The organism is Streptomyces sp. NPDC107546 (assembly GCF_055639175.1).
In genome coordinates this window covers 194,137-210,708 of sequence record NZ_JBVKBA010000012.1, presented here as the reverse complement: position 1 = coordinate 210,708, position 16,572 = coordinate 194,137, and the positions used below count along the sequence as shown (strand labels likewise).

The window sequence follows — 16,572 nt, the reverse complement described above, 5'->3', positions numbered from 1 at the left end:
CTGGCATGCCAAGTGACCGCTGGCCTAGGCTGAGCAAGAACGTTCCTTCCGTACGGGGTGAGGGCCGGCCAACCGGCTCCAGGAAAGGCGACGATGAACCAACCGGTCGATCCGAGGCTGGCCTATGCCCAGGTATCGGCACCAGCCACGACCGCTGCACCGCAGCCAGAGCCGTCGCCCTCGCCGGGTCCTCCGCCCGCGCCTCCGCCGGCCTCGCCACCGGTCTGGGGCGGCGATCCGGACGTCGGCGTCAGCTCGTCCTTCCTCCGGGCCAGGGCCGGCGTGTGCGACAGCACGTCCGAGATGCTCCGCAAGACGCGGGGCGCTGCCGAGGACGCCGACGGCGACCTGGCGAAGGCAGCGCCCGGATGGTCGTTCGTCGGCAGCATCGACGACATGCAAGGCCGCTGGGAGGGCCTGCTCAAGGTCGTCACGGACCGCTTGGCCGAGGCCGCGCATAACTTCCGCGACAGCGCGGACGCCTACGACCGGAACGAGCTCGCGACCGCCTCGCAGTTCGCCGACCCGCACGCCCCCAACCCGTTGGGCTGAGCCGGAGGCAGCAAAACTGTGGTCACTTTCCATCAACTCATGGAACTCGACACGAACGCGCTGGAGACGTTCGCCGACAGGTGGAACGCCATCCACCGCAAAATCGACGAAGCCCGTGCGGAGTTCCACGACGGCGTGGTCCAGAAGCTGCACCAGGACCACTGGCGCGGCGAGGCCGGTCAGCGGGCGCAGGTGTTCTGCGACCGCGTGCAGATGGACATCGACGCCTTGGACAAGGAGGTCAGGGGGCTGCGCGACTTCATCGACACGGAGGTCGACGGCGCCAAGGGCACCGGCGGGACCAAGGGTTTGCAGGCACTCCAGCGCCAGGCCCAGGAGATCCAGCAGGAGGCGCTGGAGCAGGGCATGACGGTCAGTGCGGACGGTCGGATCGAGTTCTGCGTCATCGACGACCCGGACGACCCCGAGGTGCACGAGAACTACGAGAAGCACCAGAACACCGCTGACCGTCTCCAGGAGCGGCTGAACCAAGTCCTCGGCCGGGCGAGCGAGGAGGACGAGTGGCTGGCCAAGAGCCTGAAGGTGGCCTTCGGCACGGCCCACAACTTCGAGAGCGAGAACCGGAAGTTCGACATCGAGGAGCCGGACGCAAAGGACCACAAGGTCCGCAACCAGCTGAACAACGTCGGCGCGTACTTCGCCACGGTCAAGGACTGGCCCACGGCTGCGGGACTGATCCAGCACTACCTCGACTGCAGTGGCAAGACGGTCGAGGTGGAACCGCAGACCATGATGGATCAGATCCCGGCATTCCAGTCGGACGTCGACGACACGTTGCGGAAGGATGTCCACGGCCGCCCGGACGGCCCGTTCACCACCGAGTGGAACTCCACCGCTCCCAACCCCGCGGACGGCGACAGCAGCACGGAGTGGTACTACGCGCTCAACCACTTCCAGTACCGGCTGACCGGCTACGTGCACGACGGGGAGGTCACGTACCGGGTCGAGGTCAAGAAGCGTTACGACTGGGGCATTCCCAGCGAGCACCGCGCCAACGCGACCGGGGGTTGGGGGCCGGCCAGCATGAACCTGGAGCAGGCCGACATCGCCCACCTCAACACCGTGGGCATGGGCCGGGACTTCGATGTCGTCGGCACCTCCGACGAGATGACGTCCTGCGCATGACCGGCCGGCACACCCCCAGCAACGGCGCTCGCGGGGACCTGGACCCCGACCCGACAGCCGAGCCGACCCCTGGCCGCCGCGGATCCGTGAGGTCGTTACTACGGGTCGTACTGTGGCTGGCGGCGCTGGCCGCCGTCGCGTTCACCGTCGTCGTGGTCTACGGCTTCATCAGACTCGACCACGACATCGACCACCCACAGGACGGCTTCTCGGGCTGGCAGTGCGCGAGCGAGTCGGGGACCTGCGATCGGTGAGCCCAGCCGGGCAGGTTGGCCAGGTTTGCCGTCCCATGACATCGGTTCTTCGCCGTCAGGCCTGACCCCACCTCATCCGCAGGACGGCCGTAGGACACCGGCCGCCGGTGCGTGCCACTCTCGCCTCGCAAGGCGCCGGCCACTGGACGGGGTCTGCGCCAGGACACACCCCGTTTCCACTAGGGCTTCGGTGTGCCGGATCAGCGTCGCGGGGGTGGGACGATGCCCTGACTCAGCGCCTCCAGAGCGCGGGCCTGCTCCTTGGTCGCCTCGACCGCAGCCATGGAGCCGTCGGCGAAGTGCAGGTCCACACGTTCCGAGAGCGATGTGTGCCGGATGACGACGTTCCGGAGCTGTCCCGGCAGGATCTCGCCCAGACACCGGGCCTCCCTGAGCGGCGTTCCGGACGGGACCTTGCCGAACAGGGACACCTTCTTGGTGGAGACCGTGCACATCAGCAGGATCCTGCGGTCGGTGAAGACCATCAGCGCCCGCTCATTGTCGTAATCGGTGCGCGAGGTGTCGGGTCCGGTGCGCACAGCGATCACGAACTGGCCGGCCATGCTCTGCCATCCGCCGGTGAGACCGGCCCCGCGCACGATGCGTCGGAGCCTGCGAATGATGCCGAAGTCGAAGAACTCGACGGCATCCGCGACCGAGGCAGCAGCATAGACGGCACCTTCCACTGCACCGAGCGCGCCCCTCCACTGCTGGCCGGGCCGCAACTCACGGGGCACGCGGCGGATCAGATCGCTCAGCTTCACCTCGACGATCCCCAGCAGATGCTCACGCGGGTGCAGCCACGGCGCCATCAATGGCACATGGGAGCCGCCGGCGAACAGGCGTGGCTCGAAGATGGGCTGTGGTGGACCGTACTGACCGGCGCTCATCCGAAGTCCTCCTCGATCCGCGTCTTCGGCACACGGTACGGGGCATCATGCTTGCGGCCATCGAGCTGCCCGGTCCCAGCGTCGATGGCAGGGTCCTTGTTCAGTCCGTCCGTGACGGCGCTCGTCGGGGCGGCGGTAGCCAGGTCGGTGACGCCTCGTCGACGGTCAGCGCGCCCGTGGTCCGCGTACACAAGAACATCGTGTACAGCAGCCGGAGTGAGTACCGGATGTACACGCCCTCTAACTTCGGCCGACTCGACGGCTTTGCAATCGATTCCGGCATCAGTTCGGTTGAACGGAACGCCGCTCGGTGGAGTCCCCCGTGGGCGCGGCTGCTCCGCGACAACGAGTGGATCGTTAGAGAGACCTGGGTGAGCTGACCGGCGAATCGGGGCGGAGGTGAACTGCGGTTGGCGCACTGCAGGGTCAAGTGCGGTAAGGATCCGAACGAATCCTGAATATGCCGGTCACTCTGCGAGTGAACGTCGCAGCATTCACCCAGCAATGGACATGTTTGCCAAGAACCCGTCCATATGGACGGGATGGAGCGCGCCGACCCTGCTACCCCCGACTCGCCACGTAAAGCACTCCGTGATGATTAGTAGCTCCGGCACCTGCCCCCGGAACGCTTCACAGCTGCCAGCCACGGCTATGGTGTCGAGCCGTCGCCCCCTTCTTGCGCGTCACCCGCTCCCCCTGCCGGTCAGCGTGCTCCCGGTCGATCTCCTCCTGATACTCGTCCAACTGCCGCTGGCCCTCGGCTTCTGCAGCACGGCGCTCTTCAGCACTCATCTGCTCGTACGCACGCTTTCCCAGCGTGGCGCTCTCTTGCAGCGCCTCCCGGTAGACTCCCGTCCGCATCGCTTGGCGCAACCCGACCCTGCCAGCCAGCACTTCGCGAGCCATCTCCCGCAAGGTTTCGTCTCCGCTACCCGCGAGCCTCTGCAGCGACTTGCGCAACGCCCGGGCCCGAGCCGGGTCCTTGGCGATGTCGAGGAATTCGTCGTCTCCGACCTCGCGTTCATCCATGCGCACTGCTCCTCACGTGGGGTTCCTGGACAGCGCTAGAGTAGCTGGCGGCTGTGGATCGGAAGCATGGTGACGGGGTGAGGAATGACGTTCGAGGTCAAGCCGGATGATCTTGACGGGTACAGCCGCCAGGTGGAGCGTGCAGCTGAAGACGTACATCAGGCGCAGGAGTACATCAAGAAGTACGGCGATATGGGGGCAGTCACCGGGCAGGGGCTGTTCCTATGGGCGACCGGCATGCATGCGCAGGCAATGGACGGCGTCAACAACGTGGTCACCCGACTTCACGGCCTCCTGACTGCCAGCGCAAAGGAGCTGTCGAAGTCCGCAGAGTACTACCGCACAACCGACCAGGACCAGGCGTCAAAGCTCGACGCCACCTACCCGCCGAGCAAGCGCTGACGCACCTGGAGACCTCCCTCACATGAGTTTTACGGACGCCGTCGAACCTGTCACTCACCTCAAGGCACCAAGCCAACCTGAGGAGTTCTCCAAGGGAATTGTCGGTGACACTGTCAGTACGGTGAGCGACTTCCTCAGCCCCAGCGAATGGGCGCTCTCGACGATTGAGTTCGTCTTCGGCTTCAATCCTTTGGAAGAGGCCATCGCCTGGTTCACCGGTGACTGGGAGTCGTACGTCAAGTGCGGTGAGATGTGGGCAAACACCGGAAAGCTCGCCAAGGACGTGGCAACGAACCTGAAGTCCGGCAACAGAGAGCTGGACGCGACATGGAACGGCAATGCGGCCGATGCCGCCTACGTCTACTTCAATGAGCTGGCGAAGAAGATCGGCTCCCTGGACGGGGACCTGAAGGAGCTTCAGAGCGCCTACAAGGAGGTCGGCCTCGCTGTGGCCAGGGGCGCGGACCTCATCAAGGGCCTGCTTGAACAACTGGCGGATGAGGCAATCATCGCTGAGGTCGAGCTCGCGGCGGGCACACTGCTGGCCGAGACGGGTGTGGGTGCCGTCGTGGGCTATGCGGCTGCTGCTCTGGAAATCGCTGAAATGATCAAGACGTGGGGGCGTATCACCGAAGCGTACAGTGCCGCCCAGCAAGCTGTGGATGTCGCCACGACCGCCAGCGGGTTGGTGGTCGGCAGGCTCAGCGTCGCGCTGAATAGCTTTCCCGAGCCAGGGAAGAGCTATGACAATCCCGCGGTGTAGCCGCCCTCAGCTCAGGAGCCAGGCCAGCAGTGTCAGGAGGAGACAGACACCAGCACCGGCGAGGCCTCCGCGAACGAACCACTTTCGCACCATGCCGACCCTGGTTCCTGATACCGCCCGGGTGATCAGGGCCACTTGCATCCCGCTACGGGGGAACATGCCTGTGGCGGCGAACGCCATGCCGAACGCCGCCACAAGCCAGCCAAGGAAGAACATCGCGATCCACCGGGTCGTCTCACCGAAGCCGACCTTCACGTACCAGCCCCCAGTCCGCTGCACGGAAACCTTGCCACCCGGTTTCACCTTCGCCCGAATGCTCGCCTGATCGTCGACGACCTTGCCGTCGTCGGACCTGAAGGTCCCCCCGCATACCGTGGTGTCGCTGGAGCTGCGGCTACCTTGTTCGACCCAACAGCGCTCTACGCTCAGAGTGCCATGGGTGCCGACGACGCCGGCCGCGTGGGACGCGTTGTAAAGCCCGACCCCGAAGATCACCAGAGCAAGAACGAAGAACAGTCCCCCGAGAGCACGGCCCATGACGCCGGGTTGGGGGAGCGTCGTGGCTGGTGCGAGCGGCGTCAATTCCGGCTGCGTCACTACGCGACCTCTCCCATGTCGTACTTTTCGACCAGCTCACGGTCAAACCTCATGCCGTCCCTCGGCACCGACTTCACACTGAACCGACCGTGTCCCGCTCCCTCATATGGCCCAAGTAAACCAGGACGCTGGCCCCGGTGTGCAGCCCGGGTGTGGCTGCCCGCGTGGAGATGAAGTTCGGCGTCTGGCACGCAAGCACCAAGTGCTGTGGCTCCGTCTGTAGCTACAGCCGTTTCAGGCTCGTGGGCCGCGTCAAGAACGCAAGAGCGCCTTTTGGCGGTCGGCCAAGAACGGACTTCCGCCTACCAGGGACCTTGCTGTTCGGCCGAGAGTTCAGCCCGGGAAAGCCCCCTGAGGCTGGGGCATGCCAGCCGCTGAGGCCGAACGCTTGCGCCGACCCCACATGGCAAATAGCACACCGCCGATCAGGAACAGCAACCCCCCGCCGACAGCGGCCAGACCGGTGATCCACAGCCCCTGCTCCAGCGGCGCGTTCTTGGTCTTCGGTGTGCCGTCCGGAGCCGCCAGGTGCTCCTTGCCCTTGTACGCCACCGGGGCCGTGGTGTCCTTGGGGGGCGAGGCAGCGGCCTTCACCGCTGCGGCCGCGTTGATCGGTCCGTAGCCGAGCAGGGCGCTGCCTCCACCCGCGGGGTGATGGGCGGTTGCGCTCAGGATGTTGTTCACTTGCGCCGGGGTCAGCTTCGGGTTTTTCGCGTGCATGAGGGCCACGACACCGGCGGCCAGTGCACAGGCCGGCGAGGTGCCATCGACCGTCTCGTAGCCGCCGGTGTTCGTGGCGCTCGTGATGCCCACACCGGGTGCAGCCACGTCGTTGTAGGTATGCACCGTGGAGAAATCGGCATGCCCGTTGCCGGGTTTGGTGGCGGCCACCGAGATCACGCCCGCGTAACCAGAGGGGTACTGGGCAGCGTTGAGCCCGTCGCCGTCATTGCCGGCCGAGGCGAGCAACGTCACCCCCGCACGCAGGGCATAGGCCACGGCCCGGGTCTCTTCGGCGTCAAAGCTCAGGAACGTGTCATTACTGCCGAACGACATGGAGATCACGTCGGCTCCGTGGTCGACCGCGTACCGAATGCCTTTGGCGACCCGGCCCTGGCCCTGCTTCATGGCTTCCTCCTGCTCCTTCTCACCAGCCTCCGGAGAGTCCTTGTCGGAGGTGACGCGCACAGAGAGGATCTTGGCCTTCGGGGCCACCTTGAGGACGTCAGACGCCATGGCTGTCCCGTGCTGCCCCCACTTCGAGTCCCCCGGCTCCAGCCCGTCCTGACGGTAGTCGGGCCCGGCGGTTACTTTGCCTTTCAGCGCTGGATGGTCGACGTCCACGCCACTGTCGAGCACCGCGACAGTCACTCCCTGGCCCTGGCTCAGCCGCTGCGCTGCCGACAGGCTTAGTGCCTGCCCTTCCCAACCGATCGGCGTACTCGCTGCCTCGGCGGGCGCGGCGGCCAGAGTGCACATCAGTCCGGCGATAGCAACCGCGGTGGCGGTCGCGCGTATGCTCCCGAATCGCACTGCTGGTCTCACGTCTCCAGGTCCTCAATGTTGTCGTAGAAGATCTGGCTCAGGGCATGGGCCTCGGCCATCCAGGGCATTTTGTCCTGGCTGTTCCCGTCGTACTTGCCGTATGAACCGGGCAAGTTGCCCGTCGTACGGCCGTCGACCGCGCCGGTTGTAACGGCGATGGCATAGGGAAAGTTGTCACCCAGTCCGGTCCCGCCCATGCCGTTTCGCCGGTTCGCCTGCCACTTCGCCGCGAGCGTCCCTGGAACCTTCAGCGGCATCACGGCGGCGTGAGGGACGTCCGCGCTCTCCTGCTCGTGGAGATACTCGCCCATCTCCTGCGCCGCGGTTCCCTGAGGCAGCACGATAATGGCGACCGTGGCGACCATCTCACCGCTGAGATCGACGTACGTAGCCCGCAACACAGCCTTGCACCCGAGCTTCTCAGCCCTTTCCTTGGTTTGCCCGGTGAGCCCCGCGGCGCACGATGTGTCCTGGGAGATGCCCAACCGGTTCCACTGCGCCGCCTTCTTGTCCGCCACCTTGCCGTAGCCGGTCGCGTCACCGACGGTCGCCGGGAAGAGGTTTTCGGCGGTCTCGTTGCGCCACAGCATCGGCCCGTATGCCTCGGAGTTGGACACCTGCTGCTGATGGTTGTTGTACGCATGAGCTGCCAGCGCTCCACCGCCCACCATGCCGAGTACGCCGAACACGCCGAGCAGGCCCCCGAAGACCCGTCGCACAGTACGGCTTCCACCCGAAGGGGGCACTGTTGGCGTCCCGGACACAGGGCTCCCAACCGGAAAGTAGGCCCCGTGCTGAGATGGCCCCGGCTGAGCGGGAATGCCGACCGGGTTCACCCCAGGAGGTGCCGTCGGCATGGGCGGCGCAGGACTCGCTCCCTGCCATTGCTGCTGCCAACCACTCTGCGGGGGCGGCTGCCCATACGGATTACCGCCTACGGGCGGCGTGGGGTAAGACATGGGTTCCCTCTCACAGGCCAATCTGCGAGGGAGCACGTGGGTGGGTCCGGCCTCACATGACAGAGCCCACGTCTCAGAAGACCCACAGCCCAGGTGGCTACGAGGCACAACTACAGCCACTCACACACCTTTTGGCGCCCCCGCGAATCTCAGGACAGCTTATGGCCTTCGCAGACGCAAGCGTGTCCCGCTCCGTAGAGCTCATATAACGATCTCATTGAAGGACGCTGGCCGACCGTGACCAATGTGACGATTTCCACCGGATCGAGTCGCCTGACGCTCTACTCGTACACGCACGCGCCAGGGGTGCTGTAGCGCCCTGGTATAGGGCGAGGCCGGCGGTCGCGGTGCCGCACGAGAAGGCCGTCACGAGGGGGAGAATACGTCCACACACCCAGCCGGCTACGCGCGCATCAACCACCCACCAAGAAATTCGGCTCCTTCTCCAACAGCCTCGAGATACCAGCCCGTTCGGCAAGGGCATTGCGCTGCGGATCGGCCTGGGCGCGCTCCCTTTCGAACTTCTCCCAGTCAGCGGGCTGCACGAAGAGCATGTCGTTGCTCCCCGGCACGATCATGACGCCGCCGAAGGCAGGGTCACCGGCGAACCAGGCGCCAACCTCCTCGGCCCCCTTCGGCCAACGGCGCACCGTCGAGGCATTGATCGCACGCAGATAAGGGGCGCCGTTCTGCCCGCGCACCGATAGCCGGACAGTGTGCACATCGCCGAGGTACTTCCACTCGGAGCCCCTCTTGGACACCCGGGTGCGGTACTCCAAGGGGTAGGTGCGCAGCACCTTCTCACACACCCCAAGCCGCGACCCATGGCGCAGTCGGAGGATCAGGAAGATCAACACGATCAGGCCCGCAGGCATACTGAACGCCGGCAAGGCAGCATCCCAGCCGAGCAGATGTGCCACCAACGGCACGGCGAACAGCACCGCCGCAAGCGCGAGACGCGTGGCGATGTGCCGGTACAGCAGCATGCGATTGTGTTTGAGCACCTGCGCAACGTCGGGTGCTACGGGCGGATCGTCCATCAGCTGATCGCGTCCTTATACGAAGTCGTTGGGCGTGGCTGCCACGGCAAGTCCGCTCGCGGCTTATCCGGTGCCAGAGCCGGCTATGTCGGGCCAGGTAGACGCACAGGCCCGAAGATCCGCTGCGTGCGGCCAAGCAGAAGGCTTTCGTGGTTCGCCGGGCGCCGGTCTGGGAAGCCTGCTCGTGCAGTTCATGCCCGACCGCCCGCTCCCGCTCTTCCCATGTCATCGACCCGACGCAGAAGCAGCCATCGCGGGACTTCCATCCCGGTCGTGAATCTCTATCCGCCCGTCTCGGTGCCGCCACGGCGTTGCCCAGCTCCGCCGCACCAGCAGGATAGGTGCTCTGCCGTCGAACAGCGCACTCAATTGGTTCCCCCGCCGATGGAGATCAATGGCGGAGGCATGCAAGGCAAAATCCGATATCGACACTGGACAAATCGCACGCCACTGCGGGGCCCGCCGGGAGCGACGGCCTTCTGGAATCAGTTCAGCACACTGAACAGTGACGTACAGACAATCAAGCACGCCATGGAACTCAACAGTGCGGCATACATGCGACGAGTCTGACTGCTCCTCCAGGCGCGAATAATGAAGTAGAATCCCGTATACATGCCGATCAGATTCAGCACGGAGAGCCAGAGAAGCCCCGGGGCCCTCATCGAGACGTAAATAAAGATCCACGGGGACACCACGCCACAGAACGCCAATGCGTTCCTATACAAGGTGTACTTGCTCCGAGTAGGCCCCTCCCGCGGAATCGATTCTCCCATATCGGGGAGTTCCGGCATCGTCACGCTATTCCTCCAATACCCGACAGCTCTTGAGCAGCGATAAACGCGGCCTGTACCCGATGCTCCTAAGCAGCCCGGTTGTCGTAGGCCGAGCCGGGCACCGGAAAGCTGTTAACACGATCGCAAGTTTCAGCGAGGATGCCATTAATGATACCTGCGGCAGCATTCGTATATTCCATTGCCTTACCGAACGCATCCATCGCCTCCCCCCACCGTTCCATCACTTTCACGATTTGCAGCGCCGCCATGGCGTAAAAGCCCGCAGCTGCAGGCGCCCCCAGGACCGTGGCCTCCGCCGCGGTGCCCGCCACGACATTCAGCATGGCTTTGAGGCCGAGATCAAGAACCTCCACCAAGATACCCTTATAGAACTCGGCGAAGGAGTAGACTGCACGTGAAATGCTCGAGTAGTTATCCTTCAGAGAATTAAAGGTTTCCTGGAGATGGAGGAGCTTGTCACCCAATTCATCAAAATACGCGTACGCAGCATCTGCCGCATTACCCTGCCAGGTGGCATCCAGTTCATTGTTCCCCGCTTCAATATTCCGGGAAATTGCCCCAGAGAAATCTGCCAATGCCCCCCAGACGTCTGCACAGTTCAGGAATGACTCCCAGTCTCCCGACATCCAATTGACAAAGTCTCCGAGCGGATCCCACCCAGTCATCAGCTTAATGAATTCGAGAACCGAGGCGGAAGGGCTGGCAAAGTCGAGGGCCGTTCCCGCGGCCTTCTCGAGCGGGTGCACCGAAAATTCTCCTACCCAGTCGGCAGCATACCCGTCCCCGCCGCCAGGGGGTTTCAAGTACGAGCTAGCATCTTCCTTGTCCGAAAAATTGGACGATGCCCCCCTCGTCTCACTGTTATCCGCCCTTCGGCCAGCCTTGCTCTTCGGATAGGTGGCATCGAGTTTTTGAGCCTCCTTCTGATCGGTCTCTCGGTAGTAGTTGGCAGACTTTGAGAGCTCACGCGAAGAAGCTTCGAGGATGCGCTTAAATCCATTAAGGCAATTCTTCGCGTCCGATAAATGCTGCCCGTGAGGCAGAAAGACGGTCTGCCAGAGATCTCCAATCGAATCTTCGACGGTAGCATTTCTCTGCATGAATTCGCTAGCCGCCTGGATGTTCTCGCTCGCGCGAGATACCAGCTTTGCATAGCCATCCAGGTCAGCGACCTCTACAGAAAAAGTCACGATCTCTCCATCCCTCTTTGGGCCTGTAATGGATTGGTGCTGCCGCAGGGACAACGGCAGCACCAATTGCGCTGGAATACGGACACGACACAGGCTACTTAATACAGCGACCAATTTCGCCCACTGTGAGCGTCGCCAGACTTCGAATTTCGATGCTGAGCCGCGCTGCGCTCTTGTTCAATTTCGCGTCGGTATTCGTCGAGGGCTCTCTCGCCCTCGGTAGCACGCGCCTGGCGTTCAGTTTCAGACATGGCATCCCATTGCTGCCGAAAGGGATGAACCTTCTCGATCAGTGCATCTGTGTAACCAAAGCCTTGTGTAGCCTGGCGCAGACCGGCACGACCGGAGAGGACTTCTTGAGCCATCTCCTTCAGCGCATCTCCCGCCCCGCCACCCGCAATCTGCTGGAGAGCCTTGCGGAGAGCACGCGCCTCTGCTGGGTCCTGGGCGATGCCCATGAATTCTGAGTCATCAACCTGCTTCTGTGGCTCGATGGGCACAACTATTCCTTCGGCAGGTGCAATTTCTTATGACAACGGTAGCGGCAATAGGGAGCTGAGGCCGCAATGCAGCGGAACAGTCCTGGCCCTTACTGCCCCTGGTTCGGAGGCTGTCGAGCGTAAGGGTGGTTGGGGTTGGGGTACAGCGGAGGCTGGCCTGGAGCCGTGGGGTATCCCTGGGTGGGAGGTGTGTTGGGGTACGGTTGGTTGGCCGTCTGGGGATGGGACGGGTAGCCCATGCCGTGCGAGGGCGTTCCGCCGCCGGAGCCAGGGCCGCCGTTACCGCGATTGCGGCGCCTGCGGATTGTCACGAGGGCGATCGCACCGATCACAACGACGGCTGCGATGCCGCCAGCGAGGATGAGGATGCCACCGGAGGAATTCTTCTTTTTGCTCTCCGCCGAGGTGTCCGTTCCCTCCGTCGCCTTGCCAGAAGTCGAGTTAGAGGCCTCGAGTTGGCCCAGTGGGTTCTCTTTAGAACCCGCGGGGATGTCCATCGTGACCGCCTGGTAGGGGCGGATAATTCCGTAGCCGTACTCCTGATCAGGCGCCTTCAGTCCCTTGTGGTCAAGGAATGAAGCCGACTTGATGAGACGGTTGATTACCTGGCCTGCGGTGAGGTCGGGATACTTTGCACGAACCAAGGCAGCAGTAGCGGATACGTAAGCTGTGGCATCCGATGTACCTGTTGACAAACTATATTTCTGCGACCGAGTCATATCCGCCGCTAGAACGTCAACACCGGGGGCCATGAGTGTGAGCCCCTTTCCGGTATTGGAGCCATCCCAACGATTTCCCTCTTTATCTACAGCGCCGACAGACACAACGCCGGGCAGCGCCGCTGGCTCGTCGACAGAAACAGCCCCCTCATTCCCGGCGGACGCAACGACTACGACATCATGGGATTCCGCATATGCGATGGCCTCACGACCGTCACTCAGAGTCTTGCCGCCCTCGTTAGAAAAAGAGAGGTTGATGACCTTTGCACCATGGTCCACAGCGTATCGGACCGCTGCGCCCCAGGTCGCATCGCGATTAGGATCTTTCTGTGTCTCAATGACACGAAGAGGCAAGATCTTTGCTTTTGGCGCGATCCCCACCATTCCAGAATTATTCCCGGCGCCATGGCCGTGTCCAGCGATCAGGCTCGCCATACTCGTGCCATGCCCATCCAAGTCCTTGTGGGCGTCACCTCCACCAGTGAAATCTTTGCCGTCAAGGACTCGACCAGCTAGATCAGGGTGGCTGCTATCAACACCGGAATCGACAACAGCGACAGTCACGCCTTCCCCCTGGGTCTCGGCCCAGGTGTCTTTCATCCTGTATACATCCAAGACCCACTGTTGGTCCCTGACGTAGTCAGCCGAGGCAATCGGGGCTGAGGTGAGGAGCACGGCTCCCGCCAAAGCCACAACTCCTGCCATTGACGAGACACGTTTGAAACTCAATTCTTGCTCCTCGCTCAGTGACGGCTGGACATGCCAGCATTCATGAGGGGCAGACGGGAGCTTCCCGTCTGCCCCTCATTTGTTTACTCGATCGTTCGCGGTACGTTGCGGTTGCGATCCTCTTCCGAGATCCAGGTCTCTTCGTCCTCAACCAGGTAGTCGGGACGGTCGTTCAGGTTGTTCTCTTCCTCAGACCGTCGGCCCTTACGGCCACTGCCACCGGCCGCACCGCCCGCCATGGCGCCACGCTGGGTTCCGCCGCGGCTGCCATGCAAACCCGCACCGCCACCGGTGCCCTTGCCGACCCCCTTGGCCGCGCCAACCACACCGCCCCGAGCCTTGGCGAGGGCTCCACGGCCGCCGACGCCAGCACCGCCTCGACCAGCCGCGCCGGCTCCGCCGCCCATGCCTCCCATGCCAGCTCGGCCGCCGGCGCCACGACCCGCTGCCGCACCGCTACCGGTCACACCACCGCGAGCACCCATGCCTCCGCTGAACCCACGTCCGGCGCCACCAGCACCGAGTCCTCCTGCAGGGGCCACAATGCCTGGGCCCTCAGCCCCGCCGGTGCCGATACCCGCGCTGCCACCGCCTACTCCGACAGCGCCGGTGCCAACGCCGGGCCCCGTCAGACCAGGGGTAATGCTATCCACATTCGTCTTGGCCGTCGGGAGTTGCGTTCCTCCCGTGATGCCTTGGCCGCGGGGCACCGTAATGCCCTGTTCTCGAGGCACAGTCGGGGCTGGCTTGATGCTGGTCGTCGGGCCAGCGCTCCACGGCTTACTACCTGACCCCGAGACACTCGGTCGAGACGCACCGATGGCGACCGGAGTCACAGGCGGCGGGTACTCCACATTGCCGCTGGGCTCTTTAATGTTTCCCCGGTCGTCGGTCTGAATTCGGTTCCTGTTCAGGTTTCCCGTGACCCGCATGTACTGAGCCGCGAGGTTCTCCATGACAGCAACACCGTTGAGCTGGGCTTCTCGACTGGCGCCGATCTTGCCTTCATCCTTCTGAGCGATCTGAGCGGCGGTCAGCTTGCCTCCACGGAGATCATTAGCTACCGCTTCACCGTCATCCCACTGCCAGTCGCTGAAAGCATCACCGATCTTGTCTAGGGTGCTGGGTTCCTTAATGTCGTCCAGCTGTTGCTTGTAGTTGCGCAACTGTGAAGCGGCGTCGGCCATCTGGGAGCTGTTCAGATCGGCATACCAGGCCGCGTTTCTGATGCTCTGTGCGATTTCGCGAGCCTTCTTCTCGAAACTCTTGGCTGCTTCGCCTTCCCAATGCTCCATGACATTGTCGACCGCTTTGTCGAGCAGGGCAGCAACCCCGCCGCCTTCGCCGCCAGCGAGGATCTCGTGGACCTTGCCCCAGTGACGGCCGACCTCCTCGATCGACCCCGGGTTGCTGCCCTCAAGCATCTGCTTCAGCTCTTTGAGCGAGTGCTCAATGAATTGAGTTTTGGTCTGAGGCCGCCCCGCGATGCAGGTGTCATTCACGATTACTGGCTTGGGCAGGTCCTTGTCACCGGCCATTTTTCAAACTCCTCTTGGTTGGTGATCTCGATCCGGAGTACTAGTCCCACTTGCCGTTCGAGCCCCCAGAGTCACCACCCATTTGCCGCTTGTTCGCGTACTCCTGCTCGGTGTACTTGTCCTTGACCTTCGAGGTGCTTGTGCCGAACTTGTCGATCAGGCCGTGGAGATCCTTGATCGCCGTCTCAAGGTCGGTCTTCATATCCTTGTGGGCGGCGAGGAGATCGCCCGCCTCCTTGAACATGCACGTGTTCCCGAACGCGTCCGCCGGGATCTCCGTGTTGTACCGCGAAGTCTGCCCGGCCTTGTCCATGTCGTCCAGCAACGACCAGAGCTTCCGGATGACCTCATCCAGCGCGCTCAGATCAACCCGCATCCCGCTGCTCATACCCCGTTGTCCTCTCCCCTGTTTCTTAAGTTCTCAGCACGCGCTCGACGCCCAAGTCATGGCCTCAGTTGGCGGGGCCGACTATCCAATCCGTCCAACACGTCCCGCCCGCTTACTACGCCAGTCCCGCACAGCCACCCCACTCCCCGCAACCGTAAGCACCAGAGCAAGGCCCGTACCCAGCACATAAATGGCCGTCCGACGGTCCTTCTCCGCCTCGCTCTCCCCCATCGTCACCGCCATCGGAATGACTCCGCCAGACCCGGCCTTCACCGGCGGATCCGGTGTCGGGGACGAGGCCGGTGTCGAGTCGTCCGACAGTGCGGCGACCGGGTCGATGACGCCCCAGCCGGTGAAGCGGTTGGGGCCGCGGCCCGGGCGTTGGGCAGTTTGCTCGATGCGGGTGGCGATCTGGGCCGCCGTCCAGTTCGGGTGCTTCTCCTTCAGCAGGGCCGCCACGCCCGCGACGTACGGGGCCGCGAAGCTCGTGCCGTCGGCGGTGCACTGGCCGCCCTTCGGGACCGTGGAGACCATGCCGACGCCCGGTGCCGCGACGTCGACGAAGTCTCCCGCCTGTGAGAAGAAGGCGCGTTCGTCGTTGCGGTCGGAGGCCGCCACCGCAAGGACGCCCGGGTACGAGGCCGGGTAGGTGTCCGCGGATTTACCGTCGGCTCCGTCGTTACCTGCGGCGGCGACAATCAGGGCGCCCGCATTCACGGCCGATGCCACGGCGCTCCGCAGGGTCGGGTCGTCCTTCTTGTTCGCGGTGTCCGACGAGATGTTGATGATCTTCACACCCTTGGCGACCGCGTCGCGAATCGCCGAGGCCATCGTCCCCGAGTTGCCCTGCTTGTTCTCCCCGCCCGTGTAGCGGAGAGAAAGGATCTTGGCGTCGGGAGCGATGCCTTCGAAGCCCGTACCCTTCATCGGGCGAGCCGCGATGATGCCCGCCACCCGCGTGCCGTGGCCTTCCAGGTCCTGCGTACCGGGGCCGCCGACGTAGGACTTGCTGCCTGACGCCACGGCTGCGCTCAGCTGGGGGTTGGAACTGTCCACGCCCGTGTCGATCACCGCGACCGTGACCCCCTGGCCCGTCGCCTGTGCGCGCAGCTGGTCCAGGAGGATCCGCTGGAGTGACCACGGCGTCGACTTGATGACGGGGCCGCCGAACGTGCACTCGGTCGTGGCCGTGTCGCCGGAGCCGGGGTCCGAGTCGGTGAGGTGGGTGGGCGCCGCCACTCCGGCCGGCGTCGGGACGGCCACTGCCGGCGTACCCGATGCGAGGCAGATTCCCGTGGCTGCGAGCACGCCGAAAGCCCGCCGCACTGCGCGGATCTCAGCGATGCGGCTACGCGAACGGGCGGTCGTGCCCCGCATGTTCAGGTCCCCCATGTTCAGGCCCTGAGGGCTTCCTTGCTTCCTTCGAAGCTGGGTCATGTGCGTGTAGGTGAAGATGCGCCAAGGCTTGTGAAGATTCCAGGTATTTACCGTGCGCGGCCCCGGACAAGGGCTCGGCCCAGCGGACGCCGTGGCGTCG

18 protein-coding genes are annotated in these 16,572 nt (G+C 63.9%); 6 read left to right on the top strand and 12 right to left on the bottom strand.

What is annotated here, in order from left to right; translation table 11 throughout:
* Window positions 1-303: 303 nt before the first annotated feature.
* The 3 genes from ACZ7L1_RS20050 (at window position 304) to ACZ7L1_RS20040 (ending at window position 1,952) form a co-directional block, all read left to right on the top strand.
* The gene (locus ACZ7L1_RS20050) at window positions 304-552 is read left to right on the top strand and encodes a hypothetical protein (protein WP_471438823.1); all 249 of its coding nucleotides are present in this window, start codon (window positions 304-306) and stop codon (window positions 550-552) included.
* A gap of 39 nt (window positions 553-591) precedes the next feature.
* Window positions 592-1,698 carry a hypothetical protein gene (locus ACZ7L1_RS20045; RefSeq protein ID WP_471438821.1) on the top strand — a complete coding sequence of 369 codons (1,107 nt, stop codon included), beginning with the start codon at window positions 592-594 and terminating at the stop codon, window positions 1,696-1,698.
* Between the two features lie 86 nt (window positions 1,699-1,784).
* Window positions 1,785-1,952, top strand: coding sequence for a hypothetical protein (locus ACZ7L1_RS20040; RefSeq protein ID WP_471438819.1), 168 nt, complete (start codon window positions 1,785-1,787; stop codon window positions 1,950-1,952).
* 200 nt (window positions 1,953-2,152) lie between these two features.
* Here the strand turns inward: ACZ7L1_RS20040 and ACZ7L1_RS20035 are convergent, their stop codons facing one another.
* Complete coding sequence (locus ACZ7L1_RS20035) at window positions 2,153-2,842, bottom strand: hypothetical protein (RefSeq protein WP_471438817.1); 690 nt, start codon at window positions 2,840-2,842, stop codon at window positions 2,153-2,155.
* Window positions 2,843-2,889: 47 nt separating this feature from the next.
* Here ACZ7L1_RS20035 and ACZ7L1_RS20030 point away from each other — a divergent pair, with 47 nt between their 5' ends.
* Window positions 2,890-3,222, top strand: a complete 333-nt coding sequence (locus tag ACZ7L1_RS20030) for a hypothetical protein (RefSeq protein WP_471438815.1) — start codon at window positions 2,890-2,892, stop codon at window positions 3,220-3,222.
* Between the two features lie 250 nt (window positions 3,223-3,472).
* On the opposite strand, the gene ACZ7L1_RS20025 is transcribed toward ACZ7L1_RS20030, so the two are convergent.
* Window positions 3,473-3,871 carry a hypothetical protein gene (locus ACZ7L1_RS20025; RefSeq protein ID WP_471438813.1) on the bottom strand — a complete coding sequence of 133 codons (399 nt, stop codon included), beginning with the start codon at window positions 3,869-3,871 and terminating at the stop codon, window positions 3,473-3,475.
* Window positions 3,872-3,955: 84 nt separating this feature from the next.
* Here ACZ7L1_RS20025 and ACZ7L1_RS20020 point away from each other — a divergent pair, with 84 nt between their 5' ends.
* Both ACZ7L1_RS20020 and ACZ7L1_RS20015 read left to right on the top strand, forming a co-directional pair.
* Window positions 3,956-4,273, top strand: coding sequence for a WXG100 family type VII secretion target (locus ACZ7L1_RS20020; protein ID WP_200422704.1), 318 nt, complete (start codon window positions 3,956-3,958; stop codon window positions 4,271-4,273).
* Window positions 4,274-4,394: 121 nt separating this feature from the next.
* On the top strand, window positions 4,395-5,036 hold the full coding sequence (locus tag ACZ7L1_RS20015) for a hypothetical protein (RefSeq protein WP_471438811.1): 642 nt from the start codon (window positions 4,395-4,397) through the stop codon (window positions 5,034-5,036).
* Between the two features lie 6 nt (window positions 5,037-5,042).
* On the opposite strand, the gene ACZ7L1_RS20010 is transcribed toward ACZ7L1_RS20015, so the two are convergent.
* The 10 genes from ACZ7L1_RS20010 to mycP (ACZ7L1_RS19965) form a co-directional block, all read right to left on the bottom strand.
* On the bottom strand, window positions 5,043-5,633 hold the full coding sequence (locus ACZ7L1_RS20010) for a hypothetical protein (RefSeq protein WP_471438809.1): 591 nt from the start codon (window positions 5,631-5,633) through the stop codon (window positions 5,043-5,045).
* 333 nt (window positions 5,634-5,966) lie between these two features.
* Window positions 5,967-7,112 carry a S8 family peptidase gene (locus ACZ7L1_RS20005; RefSeq protein WP_471438807.1) on the bottom strand — a complete coding sequence of 382 codons (1,146 nt, stop codon included), beginning with the start codon at window positions 7,110-7,112 and terminating at the stop codon, window positions 5,967-5,969.
* A gap of 62 nt (window positions 7,113-7,174) precedes the next feature.
* Complete coding sequence (locus ACZ7L1_RS20000) at window positions 7,175-7,897, bottom strand: hypothetical protein (RefSeq protein ID WP_471438805.1); 723 nt, start codon at window positions 7,895-7,897, stop codon at window positions 7,175-7,177.
* 653 nt (window positions 7,898-8,550) lie between these two features.
* Window positions 8,551-9,177, bottom strand: a complete 627-nt coding sequence (locus ACZ7L1_RS19995) for a hypothetical protein (RefSeq protein WP_471438803.1) — start codon at window positions 9,175-9,177, stop codon at window positions 8,551-8,553.
* A gap of 859 nt (window positions 9,178-10,036) precedes the next feature.
* Window positions 10,037-11,161, bottom strand: coding sequence for a hypothetical protein (locus ACZ7L1_RS19990; protein ID WP_471438801.1), 1,125 nt, complete (start codon window positions 11,159-11,161; stop codon window positions 10,037-10,039).
* Window positions 11,162-11,259: 98 nt separating this feature from the next.
* Complete coding sequence (locus ACZ7L1_RS19985; protein WP_471438799.1) at window positions 11,260-11,661, bottom strand: hypothetical protein; 402 nt, start codon at window positions 11,659-11,661, stop codon at window positions 11,260-11,262.
* Between the two features lie 89 nt (window positions 11,662-11,750).
* The gene (gene mycP, locus ACZ7L1_RS19980; protein WP_471438797.1) at window positions 11,751-13,109 is read right to left on the bottom strand and encodes a type VII secretion-associated serine protease mycosin; all 1,359 of its coding nucleotides are present in this window, start codon (window positions 13,107-13,109) and stop codon (window positions 11,751-11,753) included.
* A gap of 83 nt (window positions 13,110-13,192) precedes the next feature.
* Window positions 13,193-14,647, bottom strand: a complete 1,455-nt coding sequence (locus ACZ7L1_RS19975; RefSeq protein ID WP_471438795.1) for a hypothetical protein — start codon at window positions 14,645-14,647, stop codon at window positions 13,193-13,195.
* Between the two features lie 40 nt (window positions 14,648-14,687).
* Window positions 14,688-15,035: a hypothetical protein gene (locus tag ACZ7L1_RS19970; protein ID WP_471438793.1), complete on the bottom strand. Its 348-nt coding sequence runs from the start codon at window positions 15,033-15,035 to the stop codon at window positions 14,688-14,690.
* Between the two features lie 81 nt (window positions 15,036-15,116).
* A complete protein-coding gene (gene mycP, locus ACZ7L1_RS19965; RefSeq protein ID WP_471438895.1) occupies window positions 15,117-16,412 on the bottom strand; it encodes a type VII secretion-associated serine protease mycosin in 1,296 nt (431 codons plus the stop codon).
* Between the last annotated feature and the right edge of the window lie 160 nt (window positions 16,413-16,572).